The sequence below is a fragment of the Psychrobacter sp. H7-1 genome (assembly GCF_904846585.1).
In the GTDB taxonomy this organism is placed as follows: domain Bacteria; phylum Pseudomonadota; class Gammaproteobacteria; order Pseudomonadales; family Moraxellaceae; genus Psychrobacter; species Psychrobacter raelei.
Genome location: NZ_CAJHBH010000057.1, coordinates 1 through 18651, shown reverse-complemented (window position 1 = coordinate 18651; position 18651 = coordinate 1). Strand labels below are relative to the sequence as shown.

Below are 18651 nucleotides of genomic sequence, written 5' to 3'. Positions count from 1 at the left end.
AGTTCTACAAGAGTTCTGGGGGCTTATGATTGCTTATAATCTGATAAGACGTTTGATGCGCTATATGGCTCTTAGAGCTAAGGTTAGCCCTCTACGAATTAGCTTGCATATGGCGTCTATTACGATTGTTGATCTGTTGCGGTTTGCGCCTTTACAGGCTGCAGGACTCTTCCCTAAGTTGTTAGATGCAGTTTTAGAGGAGGGAAAATTGTTTGTTATTCCTGAACGTAGAAAGCGATCTTGCCCGAGGGTGGTTAAGGGGAAACCACAAAAATATCCCAAAAAAATACCAGTCAGCCTTAACTGACTGGCATTAATGCAATTGCATGGCTTTTTTTAAAATTATGTTGATGATTAAACGATAGGCGGCGGCGTCCGTTTACCGTTTTCACCATCCCAGTTTTCACGGGCTTTTTCATCTAAGTCTGCTGGGGTTTTGGGTTCCCACTTGCCGTTTTCTTTCCAAGTGGCATCTCCCCAGTCCTCTTCCTCTTCATCGTCCCACTTTTTATAGTTCTCGCTTGGGTCAATACCACGGCGCTTCATATCAGCAATTTGCTCTTCTAGCGTGTGGCCGCCTTCTGCTTGATGTAGGACTTGTTCTAGATGATCGATTTCGTTTTTTAAATTATCTTGGTTGCTCATAGTGTTGTCCTTAGACCTTGAGAGTCGCTTATTTTTAGATATTATTAGTTTAGATATTATTAGCATGGGATATGATGAAATTCTACTTTAAGCTTAGCGCAACTACAATGACAACACGTATACTTTATATTACTAATCCGAGGGTTTGGTAAAGCATGTGGTAAAACATAAGGTAAATGACGATCGCTTTACACCGGATAGATTAATCGCTGCACCATAGTTGATACCTGTGCCAAATCTGCTTTGGGGTCGGAGACGAAAAATGCCAGCTTGGGCACCGCTAAGCTTGACGCGTGTTGCGGCTCTAAATCGCTAAGACGGTCTGTGTGATGGTGTGTGGTATGCCCCACAGACAGCCCTTGCATGCTGTGTAGGACAGATTGAGTAGGCAAAAGAAACTTATGGCCCAAGCGCGCAGTACTGGATTCGGCCGCCGCTTGCTGCTGCAGCAAGGCTTTAACTCGGGCCGCAATGGCAGCACCTGAATCGACTACTTTAATATCTAGTCCTTGCTTGGCTACCTCAGCTAAAACAAACTCTCTAAAAAATGGATAATGGGTACAGCCCAGCACCAGATGATCAACTTGTTGCTGGGCAAACTGATACAGCTGCTGCTTTAATCGCATCGGCGTGTCACTGTCCATGGGCATGCCCGCCTCGACCCAAGGCACCAATTCAGGATCAAACCATTTAATCACGGTCACTTGCGAGGGCCGCGCATACTCATCAATAACCGTATTTAATAGCGGCCCATCCAAGGTAGCCTTGGTGGCCAGTACCGCCACATTTTTGCTGGTACTATTTAATACGGCAGGCTTAAGTGCGGGAACCAACCCGACAATAGGTATGTGCGGGTATTTTTGCCGTGCCAAATGCAGCGCATGCGCCGACGCACTGTTGCAAGCAATCACCACCAGCTTACAGCCTGCAGCCACCAGCCAGTCAACTGCCGTCAGGCTTAGCTGCTGAATTTCACTGCTTGGCCGAGGCCCATAAGGCACATTTAAGGTGTCGGCATAATAAATAAAATGCTCTTGGGGCAGTGCCTGCTTCAGGTGCATATACACCGACAAACCGCCCACACCAGAGTCAAAGATCCCTATGGGCGCGGGACCAGTAACACAAGGCGGCATCTGCGCCTTATCGTCATCGGCAGCCACTTTTTGACTGGCATCTTGGGATTGGTTGATAGCTACAGCTTGAGTTGTCATGGCCTAGGCTTACTACGCTAAAGGCACTTGAGCCGCTGCAGTCACCTCTACTGCGGCCCAAGTACACATAAGTTAATTGGCGACCGTCATCGAATAAGCGTTACCACCACTTTGTAGGATTAGGCTGGTTTGAGCGTCCTGCTCAGTCAGCTCCCCTAATTTCACCAGGTGCATTAACACCGTGCGTGACAGCAAACCCTTCATGCCAAAGCGCACCTCGATATAAGGGCGCTGCTCGCCTTGATACTCGCCCATTTGTAGGGGATGATCCTCATCTAAATGGATCACATCGCCGGTGCTGGTGATAAATTCTATGGTCTGAGTACCCTCTTGTTCGATGACATTGACTTCAGTGATTAAAAAAGGCACATCTTCTACCTTAATGCGCAGTTTTTCAACTGGAGTTTTTAAATAATACGCACTATTTTCGTCAGTCCCTTCTCGCCAAAGGACGGTGGAGAACAAGTCCACCAAGGATTGACGGCTAATTTTGCTGCCCTCATGCCACCACTCCCCATTGGCTTTAATCACCAAATCCATCTCGCCCACACGCTCAGGATGCCACTTATCCAGCGGCGGAATAGAGCGGCCACGGCGGTCTGTGACTTGATGTTTAAGATACTCCGAAAGCGAGTCTATACTGGCTTTGGCTAAAGTGCTGTTTGTCTCTGAGTGGTTATCTGGGTTTGCCGTTATTTTTGGATCGGAACAAGACTGTGACATATTAGGCTACCTTTATTTGATAGTTATTATCTGTTATTTATTATCTGTTGTTGCTATCTGATAGTTATTATCTGTTGTTGCTATCTGTTTTTGTTATCGGCGCTGATCATTTGTGTATTATTGACTCACTTGATACTAAGATTATGAAATTTTACTGATGAGTCAAACTGCCGTTAGCTTGACACAGACAGCTGTTACAAGGCCTATGCAGGCGACAGCGACATTTACTTTACCACGGCTGAGTCACAAATCGTGTCGTCTTTATCCAACTTTTATTTTATAATGGGTAACCAACTGCAACCCTTTTTTTATATTTCCGCCAGCCTAAGTCATAAGAACTTATTTTTATACCCGACTGTGGTCGCTTATTGGGATACAATTGGGTATATTTACAGGAGTTCAAACAAACATTTGCTAGCGATTAAATTAACATAATCCACACCAACTATAGGGTCTGGTGTTGGCATTATTGAGCCAGCTATAAGGAGTCTGAAATGCAAGATGAACAAATAGAACGTGAATCGATGGAGTTTGACGTTGTTATCGTTGGGGGTGGTCCCTCTGGCCTATCTGCCGCTATTCGCCTGCGTCAACTTGCGCTTGAAGCTGGCCTAGATGAATTTATGGTTTGTGTGGTAGAAAAAGGCTCTGAGTTCGGTGCTCACACTTTATCTGGCGCTGTGATTGAGCCTCGTGCTATTAACGAGCTTATCCCAGATTGGAAAGAAAAAGGCGCGCCTTTAAATGTTCCAGTGACTGAAGACCGTGTGTACTATCTCAATTCAGCCACCCGATCTATCAAGACACCGGACGCATTGATACCTGCGCCTATGCACAATGAAGGCAACTATATTGTGTCATTGGGCAACGTGGTACGCTGGCTGGCCGAACAAGCCGAAGAGCTTGAGGTTATGATGTTCCCAGGCTTTGCTGCCTCTGATATCTTGTATAACGATGATGGCTCAGTACGTGGTGTATTAACGGGTGATATGGGTGTGGCCGCTGATGGCTCACACAAGTCAGGCTATGAGCCAGGCTATGAGCTAAACGCCAAATACACCATCTTTGCTGAAGGCTGCCGTGGTCATTTAGGTAAGCGCCTTATTAGCCGCTTTGGCCTAGACAAAGACAGCGACCCACAGCATTATGGCATCGGTCTAAAAGAGCTTTGGGAAGTTGACCCAAGTAAGCATGAGCCAGGCGTGGTTATGCATGGCTTAGGATGGCCGTTAACTGAGACCGGCTCTACCGGTGGCTGGTGGTTGTACCATGATGAGAACAACCAAGTCAGCTTCGGTTTGGTGATCGACTTGGCCTACCACAACCCTTATATGTCTCCCTTTGATGAGATGCAGCGTCTAAAAACACACCCAGTGATTAAGCAGGTATTAGAAGGCGGTAAGCGTCTGTCTTATGGCGCGCGTGCATTGACCAAAGGTGGTCTCAACTCATTACCTAAGCTGACCTTCCCAGGCGGTGTCTTGGTCGGTGATGATGCCGGCTTCTTAAACCCTGCTAAGATTAAAGGCACGCATACCTCAATGAAGTCAGGTATGTTGGCTGCTGAAGCCATTTTTGCGGCGCTTCAATCTGGTCGTCAGCATGATGAAGTCGACAGCTACAGCAAGATGTACAAAGACTCTTGGTTGTATCAAGACAACCATGAAGCGCGCAACTTCTCGCCAGCTATTCACCGTATGGGCCCACTTATGGGCGGTGCATTCACCTTTATTGAGCACAACTTACTCAAAGGCAAAATGCCCTTTACCGTTCATGACACCACCCCTGATTACAAGGCGCTGGATAAAGCGGCACAAGCCTATAAGCCAGATTATCCAAAGCCTGATGGTAAGCTGACTTTCGATAAGCTATCGTCTGTGTTTATTTCAAACACTAACCATGCTGAAGATCAGCCAAGCCACTTAAAGCTGACAGACCCAACGGTCCCCGTGACCGTCAACTTACCGATTTATGCTGAGCCGGCACAGCGTTACTGCCCAGCTGGCGTGTATGAAATCGTAAAAGACGCTGAAGGTGCTAAGTTCGTCATCAATGCCCAAAACTGTGTGCATTGTAAGACCTGTGATATCAAAGACCCCTCACAGAACATCACTTGGGTCGCACCAGAAGGTGGCGGTGGCCCCAACTACCCCAACATGTAATCCATCAGGATTAAGCATAAGCTATTGCTTTACCCTATCGCTAAAAAAACCCAGTCACGTGACTGGGTTTTTTTGTAGCAAAATAGCGTGTAAATTAATTAATTGATGAGTTAATCCTTCCACGCATCACGGTTGGCTTCATCTTTTAACTTCACAAATTGATCTGGATCAAAGGTGATTTGATCAGGGGTCTTGCCCTCTTTTACCTGGCGCTCATAGTCACGTAGTACGCGTAGTGCCACAGGTGATAAGATGATGATCGCCACCAAGTTGGTTAAGGCCATTAAACCCATAGATAAATCAGCAAAGTTCCAGATGGCAGGCAAGCTGGCCACTGAGCCAATAAATACCATGGCCAATACCATAAAGCGGAAAATCATAATCGCAGACTTAGCACTTTTTTCACCAGATATGAACTCTAAGTTTGACTCACCATAGCTGTAGTTGGCAATGATAGAGGTAAAGGCAAAGAAGAAAATAGCCACTGCAATAAAGTAAATACCTGAGTCGCCCACATATTGAGATAAGGCCAGCTGAGTGAGTTTAATACCTTCTTGCTCAACATTGGGATCATTCACAACGCCCGATAAGATAATAATCGATGCGGTAGCGGTACAAATAACCAAGGTATCGATAAACACACCCAGCATTTGCATAAAGCCTTGTACGGCAGGGTGATCAGGATGACTCTTGGCCGTTGCTGCTGCGTTTGGTGCAGAACCCATACCCGCCTCATTTGAGAACAGACCACGTTTGATACCGTTAATCATTGCTTGAGCGATACCATAGCCAAGTACCCCGCCAGCGGCTTGTTCTAAACCGAAGGCAGATTTGATGATTAAGGCAATGGCAGCTGGGAACTGACTAAAATTAGTCACAATAATAAACAGCGCCAATAGCACATATAAGATGGCCATTACTGGTACCACTTTACCTGCCACACGCGCCACTGAACGAAGACCACCGAAGACCACCGGCGCGACCAATACCACCAATACCAGACCAGTCAACCAGGTTGGTGCACCGAACGCTTGATGCGTGGCTTGAGCGATGGTGTTGGCTTGTACGCCATTGAAGGCCAGACCAAAGGCCACCAACAAACATAATGAGAAAAAGATCGCCATCCAGCGCTGACCCAAGCCTTTTTCGATATAGTAAGCTGGACCACCGCGGTATACATTATCATTGTGTGGCACTTTATAAGCCTGCGCCAAGGTCGACTCAATAAAGCTGGTCGACATCCCCAAAATTGCAGTAATCCACATCCAAAATACCGCACCTGGACCACCGATATAGACGGCAATGGCCACACCCGCTAAGTTACCCGTACCTACACGAGCAGCCAGTGAGGTCATTAAGGCTTCAAATGAGCTAATCCCCCCATCTTTACGGCCCTGACCTGAGCTACGCAGTAGATTCCACATGTGACCAAACTGACGAAACTGTACAAATCGGGTGGCAATGGTAAAAAAGATACCGGCACCAATTAGAATAAAAATTAATAAACCATACCAGGGGTTGTCCATGATTAGCCAAGAGTCATTACCCCAGATAATCCCATTTCCCCAATTTACAAACGCATTAAAGCCTTCTGCGAAGACGTTCGTTGATTCCACCATAGCAATTCTCCTTGTGTCTAAACCCTCCAAGTGCTTAATGCAACTGGCTTTGGCTTGATTTTCTAATACTTAAAAAGCCAAGCAAAACCCAGGCACCAAGCTTTATTCAATATAGGCAAGGTTTAGAGCAATTAAGTGTGCTTAATTTTAATACATGATACGTGGAGACGCCGTTTGCATCGATTAAGACTCGCAAATGGGCTGGCGCCAACGCCCCCATCTCTAGATAATCAGATAATGACTGCCAAGCCAAGTGTCAACTTGTACAGACAAGCCGGTCATTCTAAGAAAATGTCGAGCTGAGTACAACAAATACTGTGAAAAAACTAAACTTTAATTGAGAAGGCTTAGCTATTTTGAAGAATAAAATATATATTTTGAACGGATGCTTATCGTGAAATTATTTAACTAAAAAATGCAAAATATGAAAATAGTTGATTGCTATCCCAAGATTACATCTGTAAACTAAAATGAGTCTGTAACTAATCTGATACATTTTAGGTCGTTTTAGAGATGAATTGAAAGGTTACTTACACACTTTCACAAGAAACTATCAGGCTGCAGGAAGCAGTCTCCCACTAGAGGGGCCACCCCCTACTGACAAAAGGAGTTTGTCTTATGAATCCCTCACAAGATTCGTCAGGCTATTGGAAAGCCAACGTCCGTCTTATCCTCATCTGTTTGTTTATCTGGGCTTTTTGCTCATATGGTTGCGGCATCTTATTTCGTCCTCTTCTGGCCGGTATTAAGTTTGGCGGGGCCGATCTTGGGTTTTGGTTTGCACAACAAGGCTCAATCATATGCTTTATCCTTCTTATCTTCTTCTACGCTTGGCGTATGAATAAGTTAGACAAACAATATGGCGTAGACGAGGAGTAACCCTATGAGCCAATTTACTATCAATCTTATATTCGTTGGGGCTTCTTTTCTGTTGTACTTTGGCATTGCCATTTGGGCGCGTGCAGGCTCTACAAAAGAATTCTATGTGGCCGGTGGTGGCGTTCACCCTGTGTTAAACGGTATGGCAACGGGCGCTGACTGGATGAGTGCGGCGTCTTTTATCTCTATGGCAGGCCTATTGGCAGCCGGCGGTTATGGTGCCTCCTCCTATCTGATGGGCTGGACCGGCGGCTACGTGTTACTAGCCATGTTACTTGCGCCTTATTTGCGCAAATTCGGTAAATACACCGTGCCAGATTTTATCGGCGATCGCTTCTATTCAAAAACGGCGGCTTTAGTGGCTGTGGCCTGTTTGATTATTGCCTCTACCACTTATGTTATCGGTCAGATGACCGGTGCCGGCGTTGCCTTCTCACGCTTTTTGGAAGTGGACAATACCACCGGGCTTATTATCGCCGCAGTTGTGGTTTTCTTCTACGCTGTATTAGGTGGTATGAAGGGCATTACCTACACTCAGGTGGCGCAGTACGTGGTACTGATTATCGCCTACACCATTCCTGCTGTCTTTATCTCACTTGAATTAACCGGTAACCCGATTCCTGGTCTAGGTATGTTCTCAAACCATACTGAATCTGGCATTCCGCTACTGACTAAACTTGATCAAGTGGTCACAGACTTAGGCTTTACCGCCTATACCGCCGATGTACCTAGCAAGCTTAATATGGTGTTATTCACCTTATCACTGATGATCGGTACCGCGGGTCTGCCCCACGTTATTATTCGCTTTTTTACCGTTCCTAAAGTAGCCGATGCGCGTTGGTCGGCAGGCTGGGCACTGGTCTTTATCGCCTTATTATATTTTACCGCCCCTGCTGTGGGTGCTATGGCACGTTTGAACCTGATGGACACCGTCTATCCTCAAGGTGTTGATGCCCCTGCTCTACCTTATGATGAGCGTCCAAGCTGGATGCAGACTTGGGAAGAGACCGGTCTTATCAAATACAATGACCTAAATGGCGATGGCCGTATTCAGCTGTATAATGACTCAGGTCTGGGCGCTGCTAAGGCGGCACTGGCCACAGCACAAGCAGAAGGTGGCGATGTTGCTGCCGCCACTACCGCCGTTGAAGAAGCCACTACCGCGCACGCTGGCGAGTTAGAAGGCAAGTTTGTCACTGCCGGCTGGCAAGGCAATGAGCTTGATGTGAACAATGATATTTTAGTACTGGCCAACCCTGAGATTGCCAATCTGCCACCTTGGGTTATTGGTCTAATTGCAGCAGGTGGTTTGGCTGCAGCACTATCTACGGCCGCCGGTCTGTTACTGGCCATCTCCTCTGCCATTAGCCATGACTTGGTAAAACGTAACTTCAATCCTGACATCACCGATAAAGGTGAGCTGTTGGTAGCTCGTATTTCAATGGCGGTGGCCATTGTGGTGGCAACTTACTTAGGTATTAACCCACCTGGCTTTGCCGCGCAAGTGGTGGCATTAGCCTTTGGTATCGCGGGTGCGTCTTTATTCCCAGCACTGATGATGGGTATTTTCTCAAAGCGTATCAACAACTACGGCGCTATCGCAGGGATGCTGGCAGGTCTAATCACTACCTTAGTTTATATCTTCGTGTACAAAGGTTGGTTCTTTATTCCACATACCGCCAATCTTCCTGACACTGCAGAATACTGGCTGTTCGGTGTATCCCCCATGTCATTTGGTGCCATTGGTGCGCTGATTAACTTTGTTGTGGCTTTCTTAGTGTCATCAATGACCCAAGCGCCTCCTGTACACATTCAAAAATTGGTAGAAAGCGTGCGCTCTCCTCGTGGTGCTGGTGCTGCTATCGACCATTAATGTTAGACAACCGCGGTATATTTATATGAAATTAAACGCACTCAGTGGCCGGCTCACTGAGTGACCAACACAAGATGAATAGGTCAATAAATCGACTTATTCATCTTTTGTTTATTAGCACCAGTGTTTATTGGTGCTAGTATTGATTGGTGCTAGTATTTATTAGTATGAGTGTTTATTGCCACTGGCCATTTTTGACCCACTTATTTTGGACCCCTGCTTATGATTTATGAATTTATTGCCACCGTAACTGCAGGCTTTGGTATGGCCGGTATTGCCATGATTATACGTCACCTGACTAAGCTTGCTGGCAAACAAGCCCCGAAATGGCTGATTCCCATTTTTGCTGGTATCGGTATGTTAGGCTTTCAAATTCATCAAGAATACCACTGGCAACAGCAGCAAATAGATAGACTGCCTGCACAGGTAAAAGTGGTCAAAACTGTCGAAGGTCAAGTGTGGTATCGCCCTTGGAGCTACCTAAAACCGCAAGTGATCCGCTTTATGGCCGCAGAGTCAGGCAAGCCTGTAGCCACAGATATCACATCAAGTGCAGACGACATCAGAAGCACCAACATCTACTTATTTGAAAGACGCATCAGCACCAAAGTCATTGCGCAGCTGGTCAATTGCAGTCAGCCTGCCATCACCAGTGTCACCATCACCCCTCCTTTGTCTGCAACCAACTTTCAACAGCTGCAATGGCAACCTTTGGCCACTGATGATGACTTATTACAGGCAGTCTGCCAGTAAGGCTCATATAAGTCAGGCTCATATAAGTCAGGCTCATATAAGTCAGGCTCATATAAGTCAGGCTCATATAAGTAAGGCTCATCTGGTGAATGCCATGCATGGTCTACTCTATACTCATTCGGGCACGGTTTTTGGCAACGGTTTTATCCCCAATGCCTTTTACCTTTGCCAAATCATCCACCGAGCCAAATGGCCCAAAAGCGTCTCGATACAAGATAATTTGCTGCGCTTTACTGCTGCCAATGCCAGTGAGCTGAGTCAGTTCACCTTCGGTCGCACTATTTAAATGAACCGTCACGCTTTGCTCTGCTAATTGCTGATTTTGCTGCTCATTTATTAGATGTGCATAGGCTTGATGGGCATCGGCAAAGCATTGCTGCGCCCAAGCACCGGGCATTAACACCACCTGCATCATGCACAGCATCCCCAAAATTAAAGCGCTAGTACGCCTATTCATGCTGTTTGGCCAGCTCCCATAGCGCATCCATCTCCTCTAAACTGCTGGTTTGTGCTGTCTTACCTTGCTTGGCCAGCTGGGCTTCAATAAATCCAAAGCGTGAGCGAAACTTATGCACGCAGGTCAAAGTGGCCGCTTCTGCATCTAAATTAAGCTTTCGCGCCACGTTGACTAAGCCAAACACACAGTCGCCAAGCTCTTTTTCAAGCGCCTGCTTATGCGCTGCATCCATGCTCTCACCGGCTTGCGGCAGAATTTGCTTTAACTCGCTAATCTCTTCTTCCAGCTTCTCTACTGCGCCCGCCACTCCTTCCCAGTCAAAGCCCAATTTGCTGGCCGCTTGTTGTAAGCTTTGCGCCTGCATTAAAGCACTGCCCGCCTTGACCGCATCTAGGCTTCGTTTGGGTTTGCCACGGCGTTCACGCTCTGCATTCTCGATGGCCTTAATCTCATCCCAGCGTTTTTTTACTGCCGCCTCATCGGGCAGTTGATCGGCCTCAAACACATGGGGATGGCGACGAATCAGTTTACTTTGTAGCGTATAGATCACATCACCTAAGTCGAATTGCTGCTGCTCGGCATAGATTTGGCAATGAAAAATAACCTGCAGTAGCACATCACCAAGCTCACCTTTGATGTCCTCAATATCGCCCTCTTGAATGGCCTCTGCCAGCTCGTACGCCTCCTCTATCGCATAAGGGATTAAGCTGTGATTGGTCTGCTTAATATCCCAGGGACAATCAGCGCGTAGTCTAGCCATCAAAGCCAACAAGTCGTGTATATTGGCCGTTGGCTCAGGCACGCCCATCACAGGTTTTGGCGCTATCATTTTTTTATCGTGCATATCAGGTGTCTTTGACATAAGGGTAGACTCTCGTTGTTCATATTATCTGCTTATGGCAGCGTTTTTAATTTGTCATATCAGCAGTGTATCATTTTGAAATTGTAATTATGACCCCATCAGAATATAGTAAACTGTAATATTAAAGATCCAATAACGTTAAAACACACAAGAATAAAGATATGAGCAACTCTGACAGCCCTGAAACTGCCTCACATTTACACCCCTCATCTGCGCACGCTGCTGCTATTGGCTTATCCAAGATTGTGGTCATCGGTGCAGGCTATGTGGGCCTATCCAACGCTATTTTATTGGCGCAGGCTCATTTACATACCCAAGTAATGCTGTTTGATATCGACCAAAACAAAATACAGTTATTACAACAAAATCAGTCACCGCTACAAGACACCGAGATTTGTGATTATCTGGCACATAAGCCGCTCAACCTAACTGCCACGATGCAGGCGGTGATAGAGGATCAGGGCATTTATCAAGCCTGCGATTTGGTGATCATTGCCACCCCGACGAACTACGATGTGGCCTCAGGTAAGTTTGATACCTCCTCGGTTGAAGCCAGTATTGCCGCAGTTAGACAGCAAAATGCGACGGTACCCATCGTGATTAAATCAACCATTCCGATTGGCTTTACCGACAACATGCGTCAGCAGTTTGATAATCAAATTTTGTTTATGCCGGAGTTTTTGCGCGAGGGCCAAGCGCTGTATGACAATTTATATCCGTCTCGTATTATTGTGGGCGCAAGCTTAGAGCAGCAAGATTTGGCATCAGCCTTAATGCACTTATATCAACAAGCCAGCCTAGCGCCTGAGGTGGCGACGCTGATGATGCCGCCGACGGAAGCTGAAGCCGTCAAGCTATTTGCCAACAGTTATCTGGCCACCCGCATTGCGTTTTTTAATGAATTAGACAGCTTTGCTGAAAAGCATCAATTAAACAGCCAGTCCATCATCACCGGCGTCGGCTTAGACCCACGTATTGGCCAGCATTATAACAACCCCTCTTTTGGCTATGGCGGCTACTGCCTACCCAAAGATACCCAGCAGTTAAAGGCCAATTATGCCGGTATTCCTGCCAACTTAATCCATGCTGTGGTCGATGCCAACAACACCCGAAAACGTTTCATCGCCCGTCAAATCATCGACAAAAACCCCAATCAAGTGGGTATTTATCGCCTGAGTATGAAAAAAGACGCTGATAATTTTAGAGACTCGGCGGTACTCGATGTGATCAATACTCTAAAGCAGCATGGGGTCAGCATTAGCATTTATGAGCCGGCTTTAGAAACTAACAGCTTTGAGGGCTGCCCAGTGATCAATGATTTGGCGCAGTTTAAACAGCAAAACGATTTGATTGTTGCCAACCGCTGGCATGATGAGTTATCCGATGTGAAAGACAAGGTTTACTCACGAGATGTGTTTGGCTATAGTTGATCGCCGCAGCGACTCTGTGACCAAAAATTAAGCCCCCCTGATTCAGTTAATTAAGTTTTCTAATTTTATACGCGATTAAAAAAGGCCACCAATGACCACAAATCCTGTTATTTCTGCTGATAATCTGCCACATCGTCCTATTACCTCGTTTAAAGCTTATGACATTCGTGGTGAGCTGGGCGTTAACCTTGATGAAGACATTGCTTATCGCATCGGCCGAGCTTTTGCCCAGATTTTGGCCAGTCAAAAAGCCGACAGTGAAGGTAATGACACCTTAGAGAACAGCATTGTTATAGGCTGCGATATCCGTGACTCAAGCGAGATGCTCAAGCAGGCTACCATTCGGGGCATCATCGATGCCGGCGTCGATGTCATTGACCTGGGCATGACCGGTACCGAAGAGGTATATTTTGCCACCAGTCACTATCATGCCTTAGGCGGCATTGAAGTTACCGCCAGTCATAACCCAATTAACTACAACGGGCTAAAACTGGTGCGTGAAGGCTCAAGACCCATTAGTGCCGACTCTGGACTAGCAGAGATTCAAGCGTTAGCAGAGCAAGGTGATTTTGCCGCCGCCACTCACGCAGGCACAGTGGTAGAAAAGTTTGATAAAACCGCCTATGTCGATCATTTAATGCGCTTTATCGATACCAATAAGCTGGTGCCATTAAAGATTGTCATCAACTCAGGCAATGGCAGTGCAGGTCCCACCGTGGACTTATTAGAGCAGCGTTTACAGCAAAAAAACGCCCCAATTGAAATCATCAAAGTACATCATACACCCGATGGTAGCTTCCCTAATGGCATCCCTAATCCTATGATTTTGGCCAACCGTGAGTCTACCCAGCAAGCGGTGATCGACAATAAAGCGGACTTAGGTATTGCCTTTGATGGTGACTTTGACCGCTGCTTTTTATTTGATGCCCAAGGCGAGTTTGTAGAAGGCAGCTATGTGGTCGGTATGTTGGCACAAGCCTTTTTACAAAAACATCAAGGTGCCGCCATCGTCTATGACCCGCGTGTCCTATATAACACCGAAGCGCTTATCGAAGAAGGTAAGGGTGAAGCGGTCATCAGTAAGTCCGGCCATTCGTTTATCAAGCAAGTGATGCGTGAGTCTGGCGCAGTTTATGGCGGCGAAATGAGCGCCCACCACTACTTCCGTGACTTCTTTTATTGCGACAGCGGCATGATTCCTTGGCTGCTTACCATCGAGCTGTTATCGACCACCGGCAAGTCTCTAGGCCAGCTGGTCGATGAGCGTATCCATGCTTACCCCAGCTCTGGTGAGATTAACTTTAAGCTCACTGAAGCTGGCAGCGATGACATCATTAAGGCCATTGAGGCATATTTTAGTGGACAAAACCCTCAAAAGAACACTTTAGATGGCTTAAGCCTAGACTTCGGTCAGTGGCGCTTTAATATCCGTGCCTCCAACACAGAGCCGCTGATTCGCTTAAATATAGAAACCAAAGGTGATGAGGGACTGCTTACTGAGAAGACAGCTGAGATTAAACAGTGGCTTGCCACACAAGGCGCTCAAGTTGCTTAGCTGTTTAGCTGCTTAGCTGCTTAGCTGCTTAGCAGGGCATCCAATGATTACCCCGTTCAATCAGCCGCTAGATAGGTAAATTAAAACCCCGCGACTTACAGTAAGTCCGCGGGGTTTTTTAGTGATATAGAGTTAAAATCAGGTTGGTTATTTACTGCGGCCAATTCCTTGATACGTCCCTACTAAAGCGGCCACTTGAGTTTTTGCAAAGGCATTTTGGGCATCAAAGACTGGCACCACCACCTCATTAATGGCACTGATAGGTAGACGCTTGGTGCTTGGCCAAGACAGCACAAATAACGCATCGCTATCGGCCAACTTATCGGTGGCAGAGTCAATAAACTGTAACAGCGGTTGATCAGGGTATAGACTTGCCAGCTCAGACTGTGCCTCTAGCGCATAGATATGGGTGGTAATGTTGTATGACCACAATAAGCGTAGTAACGGATGAATGGCAGAGGCGGAAGTGCGCCCTGAGCCTGCTTTATAGCTTGCGCCCCATATGCTCACCTGTTTGTTTTCAATGGCACCATCAAAATGCTGCCAGAATTTACGGAAAATCAGCTCTTTTTGGTCATCATTAATGATATTGACCGCCTGCATTAGGCGGTGTTCAACCTGAGTATTTTGTAAGGTTTGCTGTAGGGCGCTAATCTCAGCCGGCAAGGTTTGACCGCCAAAGCCCCAGCCTGCTTTTAGATAGCTGCTGCCGATACGGGTATCTAACCCCATAATATTGGCAACCTCAAGGATATCTACGCCCTGCTGATCGGCCAGTCTCGACCATTCATTCATAAAGCTGACTCGGGTGGCCAGCATGCTCATAATGGCACTACGAGAAAACTCAATGGTGGCAATATCGCTAATATAGCGTTGCTGAGCCTGCGCTATTAGCGGCTGCAGCACCGCCACTTTATCGATAGAATCTGCAGTCTTCTCTCCCATCAGCCACAATTTTGGCGATAGCATCGAAGGATAGGCGCTGCCGTCTTGTAAAAACACAAAGGGGACATAATACACCCACGGTCTTTGGCACTGCTTGGCCAGGCTTGCAAATACCCCTAGGGTACTGATACCACTGAAAATAACCGGCGTCTGACTGGGTACTTGGCTGTCATTCAGCTGACTGACCCATGCTTGCTGCACCCCATCCAAAGCGTGCCAGCTGCTGGGCAAATCGCCATAAAACAGCCAGTAGAAGCTGGCCTTAGTATCGCTAAATAATTGGCTTGCAAGCTGTGGCATGTCCTGCACAACAATGCTGTTTTGGTTGAGATACAGCTGCCATAGCGCTTGCTGTTGATGCTCAAAGGTGTAAGTATCAAGCGTATGCTGCAAGGCCTGTTGGTCTGCATACAGGCATACCTGATTGCCAAGACTGACCATGACTGTCGCGGTGGTGATGGCATCGATAGAATGACCCACGATAACGCAGTGGTCGGTAACAGCTTTGCTAGGGGCAGCAGGCGAATGAGTTGACGTTGCCATGATACGCATATCCTTAATATTTTTTAATGGTAATAGAGTCAGTGGGGCACATTGGGCCCAGCAGTGATTGCCAACAGCAAGCTTTTGTGCGCTTAGCTGTCTAACTGCTGATTAATGTGCTGCAGCAATGCTTGAGTCGAGCCATCAAAGGCTTCTGCAGCAAGCTGAGCCTGTTTATGAGCGTCATCTGCTGCTGCGTCAGAGGCCACAGATGTATCCAAGCGAATATGAGCAAACACCTCATTGGCCACCTGTTTGCCCATCTCCACTCCCCACTGATCAAAGGGGTTGATGTCCCAAATACTGGCCATGACAAATACTTTGTGCTCATACAGCGCGATTAAGGCGCCAAAGCTGGCTGGCGTCAACTCATCGAGTAGCAACGTCGTCGAGGGCTGATTACCACGGTAACGCTTAAATTTATCAAGCTCAGTGGCCACCTGATCAGGCTTAGGCGCTAAAGCATCGTTACCAAAGGCCAGTACTCGGCTTTGTGCCAGACAGTTGGCCAAAGATAACGCATGCTGCTTTTTGAGCTCGTCAGCTTCACGACTTTGATAGTAATTAACACAGGCAATAAAGTCACAAGACACCTTTTGAGTACCTTGGTGCAATAGCTGATAAAAAGCATGCTGAGCGTTCGAGCCAATCTCACCCCACAAGATAGGACAGGTGGCGTAAGGCACAGGCTGGCCGCCATGCGTAACCGACTTACCGTTACTTTCCATCTCAAGCTGGGTTAGGTAACTTGGAAAATATTTTAAACGGCCATCATAAGGCAATACAGTATGGGCATTAATCCCCAAAAAGCTGCTGTTCCATACGCCGATAAGCCCCAGCAAGACAGGTAAATTATGCTCAAAGTCCGCGTGCTTGAAGTGCTCATCCATAGCGTGAGCGCCCGCCAGCATTTCATAAAATCGCGGCATCCCAATGCGGATGGCCACAGCCAGACCAATGGCTGACCACATAGAGAAGCGGCCACCTACCCAGTCCCAAAGCTTTAATTGATGCTCTTTGGCAATCCCCCACGCACTTACTCGCTCCGTATTGGCCGATATCCCAATAAAATGACGGCGCAACAAAGTAGCTGGACTGGCACCAGTGGTCAATAGCCAAGCTCGGGCCGTCTGCGCATTCGATAAGGTATCGACGGTACCAAAAGACTTAGATGAGATGATAAACAGGGTGGTCTCTGGATTTAGCTTATCGAGCAGGCTGCCCAATTGCGTGCCATCCATGTTAGACACAAAGTGCACTCGAATATTACTGTCTGCCCATTCATCGAGCGCGGTATTGGCCATCACCGGACCCAAATCTGAGCCGCCTACCCCAATATTGACCACATCAGTGATGGCTTTGCCCGAATAGCCACGCCACAGACCGCTACGAATGCGATCAACCAAGTCTTCTGCTTTGGCCAAACTGTCATGCACCTCAGCCACCACATCCATCCCATCTACAGTTAGACGAGCCGACTTAGGCAGACGCAATGCGGTGTGCAGGGCTGCACGTTTTTCACTGGTATTGACCTTATCGCCTTGATATAACGCAGCCAGCTTTTGTGGCAATCGGCATGCTTTGGCCAACTCAAACAGCTCTGCTTTCACCGATTCATCTAAGCACTGCTTGGAGTAATCAAAAAACATGCCTTGAGCACTGAGGCTAAAGTTGGTGCTTCTATGGGCATCTTTGGCAAATAACTCAGTGATTGACCAAGGCTGCTGCGCTAATTGCTGAAGCCTTTGCCATTGGGGCAGCTGATTGGGCAAGGTTGTATCCATAAACAGAGTACTCAAAAATTAAGTGTTACAAAAAGCGTTTAATGTCTGTAGCCCTAACTTCATAGACAGCTAAAGTCATGTTAGCACAGTGCTATTTATCAGGTTTAGGTCGTTATAAGTCTTAAGATTGACTGGCTTAGGCTTGTAGCTGCTGCTGAGCAAAGTAAATAAAGGCCTGCATATAGCTGGTCATATCACCCGCATCAAAGCTATCACCGAGCATGGTTGTGACATCAACACCTTGAGTACTAATAAGCGCATCAATGGCGTCCGTTAGCTGAATCTCACCGCCCACAGAGGGCTGAGTATTGGCCAAATAGTCAAAGATAGCGGCGTTAAATACATAGCGTCCCACTACCGCCAGATTAGAGGGAGCATCTGCTAACTGCGGCTTTTCGACAAAACCTGCCACTGCAAAATTGGCATTTTTGTCTCCTGTTAGCTGCGACAATTGATCAGCATCTTTTAGCTTAGCAATGCCATATTTTTGTACATCCTCATCAGCAACATGGCTAACTAGGATTTGTGAGTGATGGGTTTGCGCAAAGGCTTGTATCATATAGGCCAGATTGTCTTTATCCATCTTGGTAGTAAATGGGTTTAGCACCACATCAGGTAGCAGCACTGCAAAAGGATTGTCACCGATAATAGGACGCGCCTTTAAAACCGCATGACCCAAACCTAAGGGCTTGCCTTGACGAATCACAGATACTGAGACATCCTCAGGCAGCCAGTTTAGGCTATCGGCCAGCTCATCTTTACCCTTAGCGCGCAATTGATTATCAAGCTCAGCATTGACATCAAAGTAGTTCTCAATGGCGCTTTTTTGAGCATGGCCCACCAAGACGATGTGTTTAATCCCTGCCGCTATCGCCTCTTCTACCACATAATGAATGGCTGGACGATTGCCAAGTGGTAGCAGCTCTTTGGGCACAGACTTTGATAAAGGCAACATACGGGTACCGAAGCCGGCAACAGGGATAACGGCATGAGTAACGTGAGTGGTCATAAGCATCCAATTTAAAATATCAGTTTAATTTTTTTTGACTTCCTCCCCTCACTAAACCGAGGGGATTCCTACAACTAGACGGTCAAGCCCGACCGCAAGGATGTTCTTAGCAGCATTGATATCTCTATCATGCCATGTGCCACACTCAGCACACCTCCATCCTCTTATTCCAAGACCTGCTCTACCTTTTGGACTACTATC

At 47.0% G+C, this 18651-nt stretch carries 16 protein-coding genes and 1 pseudogene; 7 read left to right on the top strand and 10 right to left on the bottom strand.

Annotated elements, in window-relative coordinates; genetic code table 11:
* Positions 1 to 307, top strand: a pseudogene (locus tag JMX92_RS13580) (DDE transposase); the annotation flags it as partial.
* A gap of 47 nt (positions 308 to 354) precedes the next feature.
* Here JMX92_RS13580 and JMX92_RS12385 read toward each other — a convergent pair.
* The 3 genes from JMX92_RS12385 to JMX92_RS12375 form a co-directional block, all read right to left on the bottom strand.
* Complete coding sequence (locus tag JMX92_RS12385; RefSeq protein WP_201545950.1) at positions 355 to 645, bottom strand: hypothetical protein; 291 nt, start codon at positions 643 to 645, stop codon at positions 355 to 357.
* 188 nt (positions 646 to 833) lie between these two features.
* Positions 834 to 1856, bottom strand: coding sequence for a glutamate racemase (gene murI, locus JMX92_RS12380; protein WP_201545949.1), 1023 nt, complete (start codon positions 1854 to 1856; stop codon positions 834 to 836).
* 72 nt (positions 1857 to 1928) lie between these two features.
* Complete coding sequence (locus JMX92_RS12375) at positions 1929 to 2579, bottom strand: DUF1285 domain-containing protein (protein ID WP_201545947.1); 651 nt, start codon at positions 2577 to 2579, stop codon at positions 1929 to 1931.
* A 494-nt stretch (positions 2580 to 3073) separates the two neighbouring features.
* Here JMX92_RS12375 and JMX92_RS12370 point away from each other — a divergent pair, with 494 nt between their 5' ends.
* Positions 3074 to 4741: an electron transfer flavoprotein-ubiquinone oxidoreductase gene (locus tag JMX92_RS12370; protein ID WP_011959571.1), complete on the top strand. Its 1668-nt coding sequence runs from the start codon at positions 3074 to 3076 to the stop codon at positions 4739 to 4741.
* A gap of 110 nt (positions 4742 to 4851) precedes the next feature.
* Here the strand turns inward: JMX92_RS12370 and JMX92_RS12365 are convergent, their stop codons facing one another.
* Complete coding sequence (locus JMX92_RS12365) at positions 4852 to 6360, bottom strand: alanine/glycine:cation symporter family protein (protein WP_201545946.1); 1509 nt, start codon at positions 6358 to 6360, stop codon at positions 4852 to 4854.
* Between the two features lie 618 nt (positions 6361 to 6978).
* Here JMX92_RS12365 and JMX92_RS12360 point away from each other — a divergent pair.
* From JMX92_RS12360 to JMX92_RS12350, 3 genes are all read left to right on the top strand, one after another.
* Entirely contained in the window at positions 6979 to 7239 is a 261-nt protein-coding gene (locus JMX92_RS12360) for a DUF4212 domain-containing protein (protein ID WP_011959569.1), read from the top strand.
* Positions 7240 to 7243: 4 nt separating this feature from the next.
* Positions 7244 to 9112 carry a sodium:solute symporter family protein gene (locus JMX92_RS12355; protein ID WP_011959568.1) on the top strand — a complete coding sequence of 623 codons (1869 nt, stop codon included), beginning with the start codon at positions 7244 to 7246 and terminating at the stop codon, positions 9110 to 9112.
* Positions 9113 to 9334: 222 nt separating this feature from the next.
* Positions 9335 to 9865: a hypothetical protein gene (locus JMX92_RS12350; RefSeq protein WP_201545945.1), complete on the top strand. Its 531-nt coding sequence runs from the start codon at positions 9335 to 9337 to the stop codon at positions 9863 to 9865.
* Positions 9866 to 9968: 103 nt separating this feature from the next.
* Here JMX92_RS12350 and JMX92_RS12345 read toward each other — a convergent pair whose 3' ends face one another.
* Both JMX92_RS12345 and mazG read right to left on the bottom strand, forming a co-directional pair.
* On the bottom strand, positions 9969 to 10322 hold the full coding sequence (locus JMX92_RS12345; protein ID WP_227535364.1) for a ComEA family DNA-binding protein: 354 nt from the start codon (positions 10320 to 10322) through the stop codon (positions 9969 to 9971).
* Positions 10315 to 11184 carry a nucleoside triphosphate pyrophosphohydrolase gene (mazG, locus tag JMX92_RS12340; protein ID WP_227675372.1) on the bottom strand — a complete coding sequence of 290 codons (870 nt, stop codon included), beginning with the start codon at positions 11182 to 11184 and terminating at the stop codon, positions 10315 to 10317. The genes JMX92_RS12345 and mazG overlap by 8 nt, the downstream gene beginning before the upstream one ends.
* Before the next feature lie 161 nt (positions 11185 to 11345).
* Between mazG and JMX92_RS12335 the strand changes: the two genes are divergently transcribed.
* Together JMX92_RS12335 and JMX92_RS12330 are read left to right on the top strand one after the other, a co-directional pair.
* Positions 11346 to 12614: a nucleotide sugar dehydrogenase gene (locus tag JMX92_RS12335; protein ID WP_227675371.1), complete on the top strand. Its 1269-nt coding sequence runs from the start codon at positions 11346 to 11348 to the stop codon at positions 12612 to 12614.
* A 91-nt stretch (positions 12615 to 12705) separates the two neighbouring features.
* Positions 12706 to 14169, top strand: coding sequence for a phosphomannomutase CpsG (locus tag JMX92_RS12330; protein ID WP_201545944.1), 1464 nt, complete (start codon positions 12706 to 12708; stop codon positions 14167 to 14169).
* A 147-nt stretch (positions 14170 to 14316) separates the two neighbouring features.
* Here JMX92_RS12330 and JMX92_RS12325 read toward each other — a convergent pair whose 3' ends face one another.
* The 4 genes from JMX92_RS12325 to JMX92_RS12310 form a co-directional block, all read right to left on the bottom strand.
* Positions 14317 to 15657, bottom strand: coding sequence for a UDP-glucose/GDP-mannose dehydrogenase family protein (locus JMX92_RS12325; protein WP_201545943.1), 1341 nt, complete (start codon positions 15655 to 15657; stop codon positions 14317 to 14319).
* 92 nt (positions 15658 to 15749) lie between these two features.
* Positions 15750 to 17441: a glucose-6-phosphate isomerase gene (gene pgi / locus JMX92_RS12320; protein WP_201545942.1), complete on the bottom strand. Its 1692-nt coding sequence runs from the start codon at positions 17439 to 17441 to the stop codon at positions 15750 to 15752.
* A gap of 136 nt (positions 17442 to 17577) precedes the next feature.
* A complete protein-coding gene (locus JMX92_RS12315; protein WP_413786867.1) occupies positions 17578 to 18456 on the bottom strand; it encodes a UTP--glucose-1-phosphate uridylyltransferase in 879 nt (292 codons plus the stop codon).
* 45 nt (positions 18457 to 18501) lie between these two features.
* The coding region (locus JMX92_RS12310) for a zinc ribbon domain-containing protein (protein WP_201545940.1) at positions 18502 to 18651 on the bottom strand (150 nt) is incomplete at its 5' end.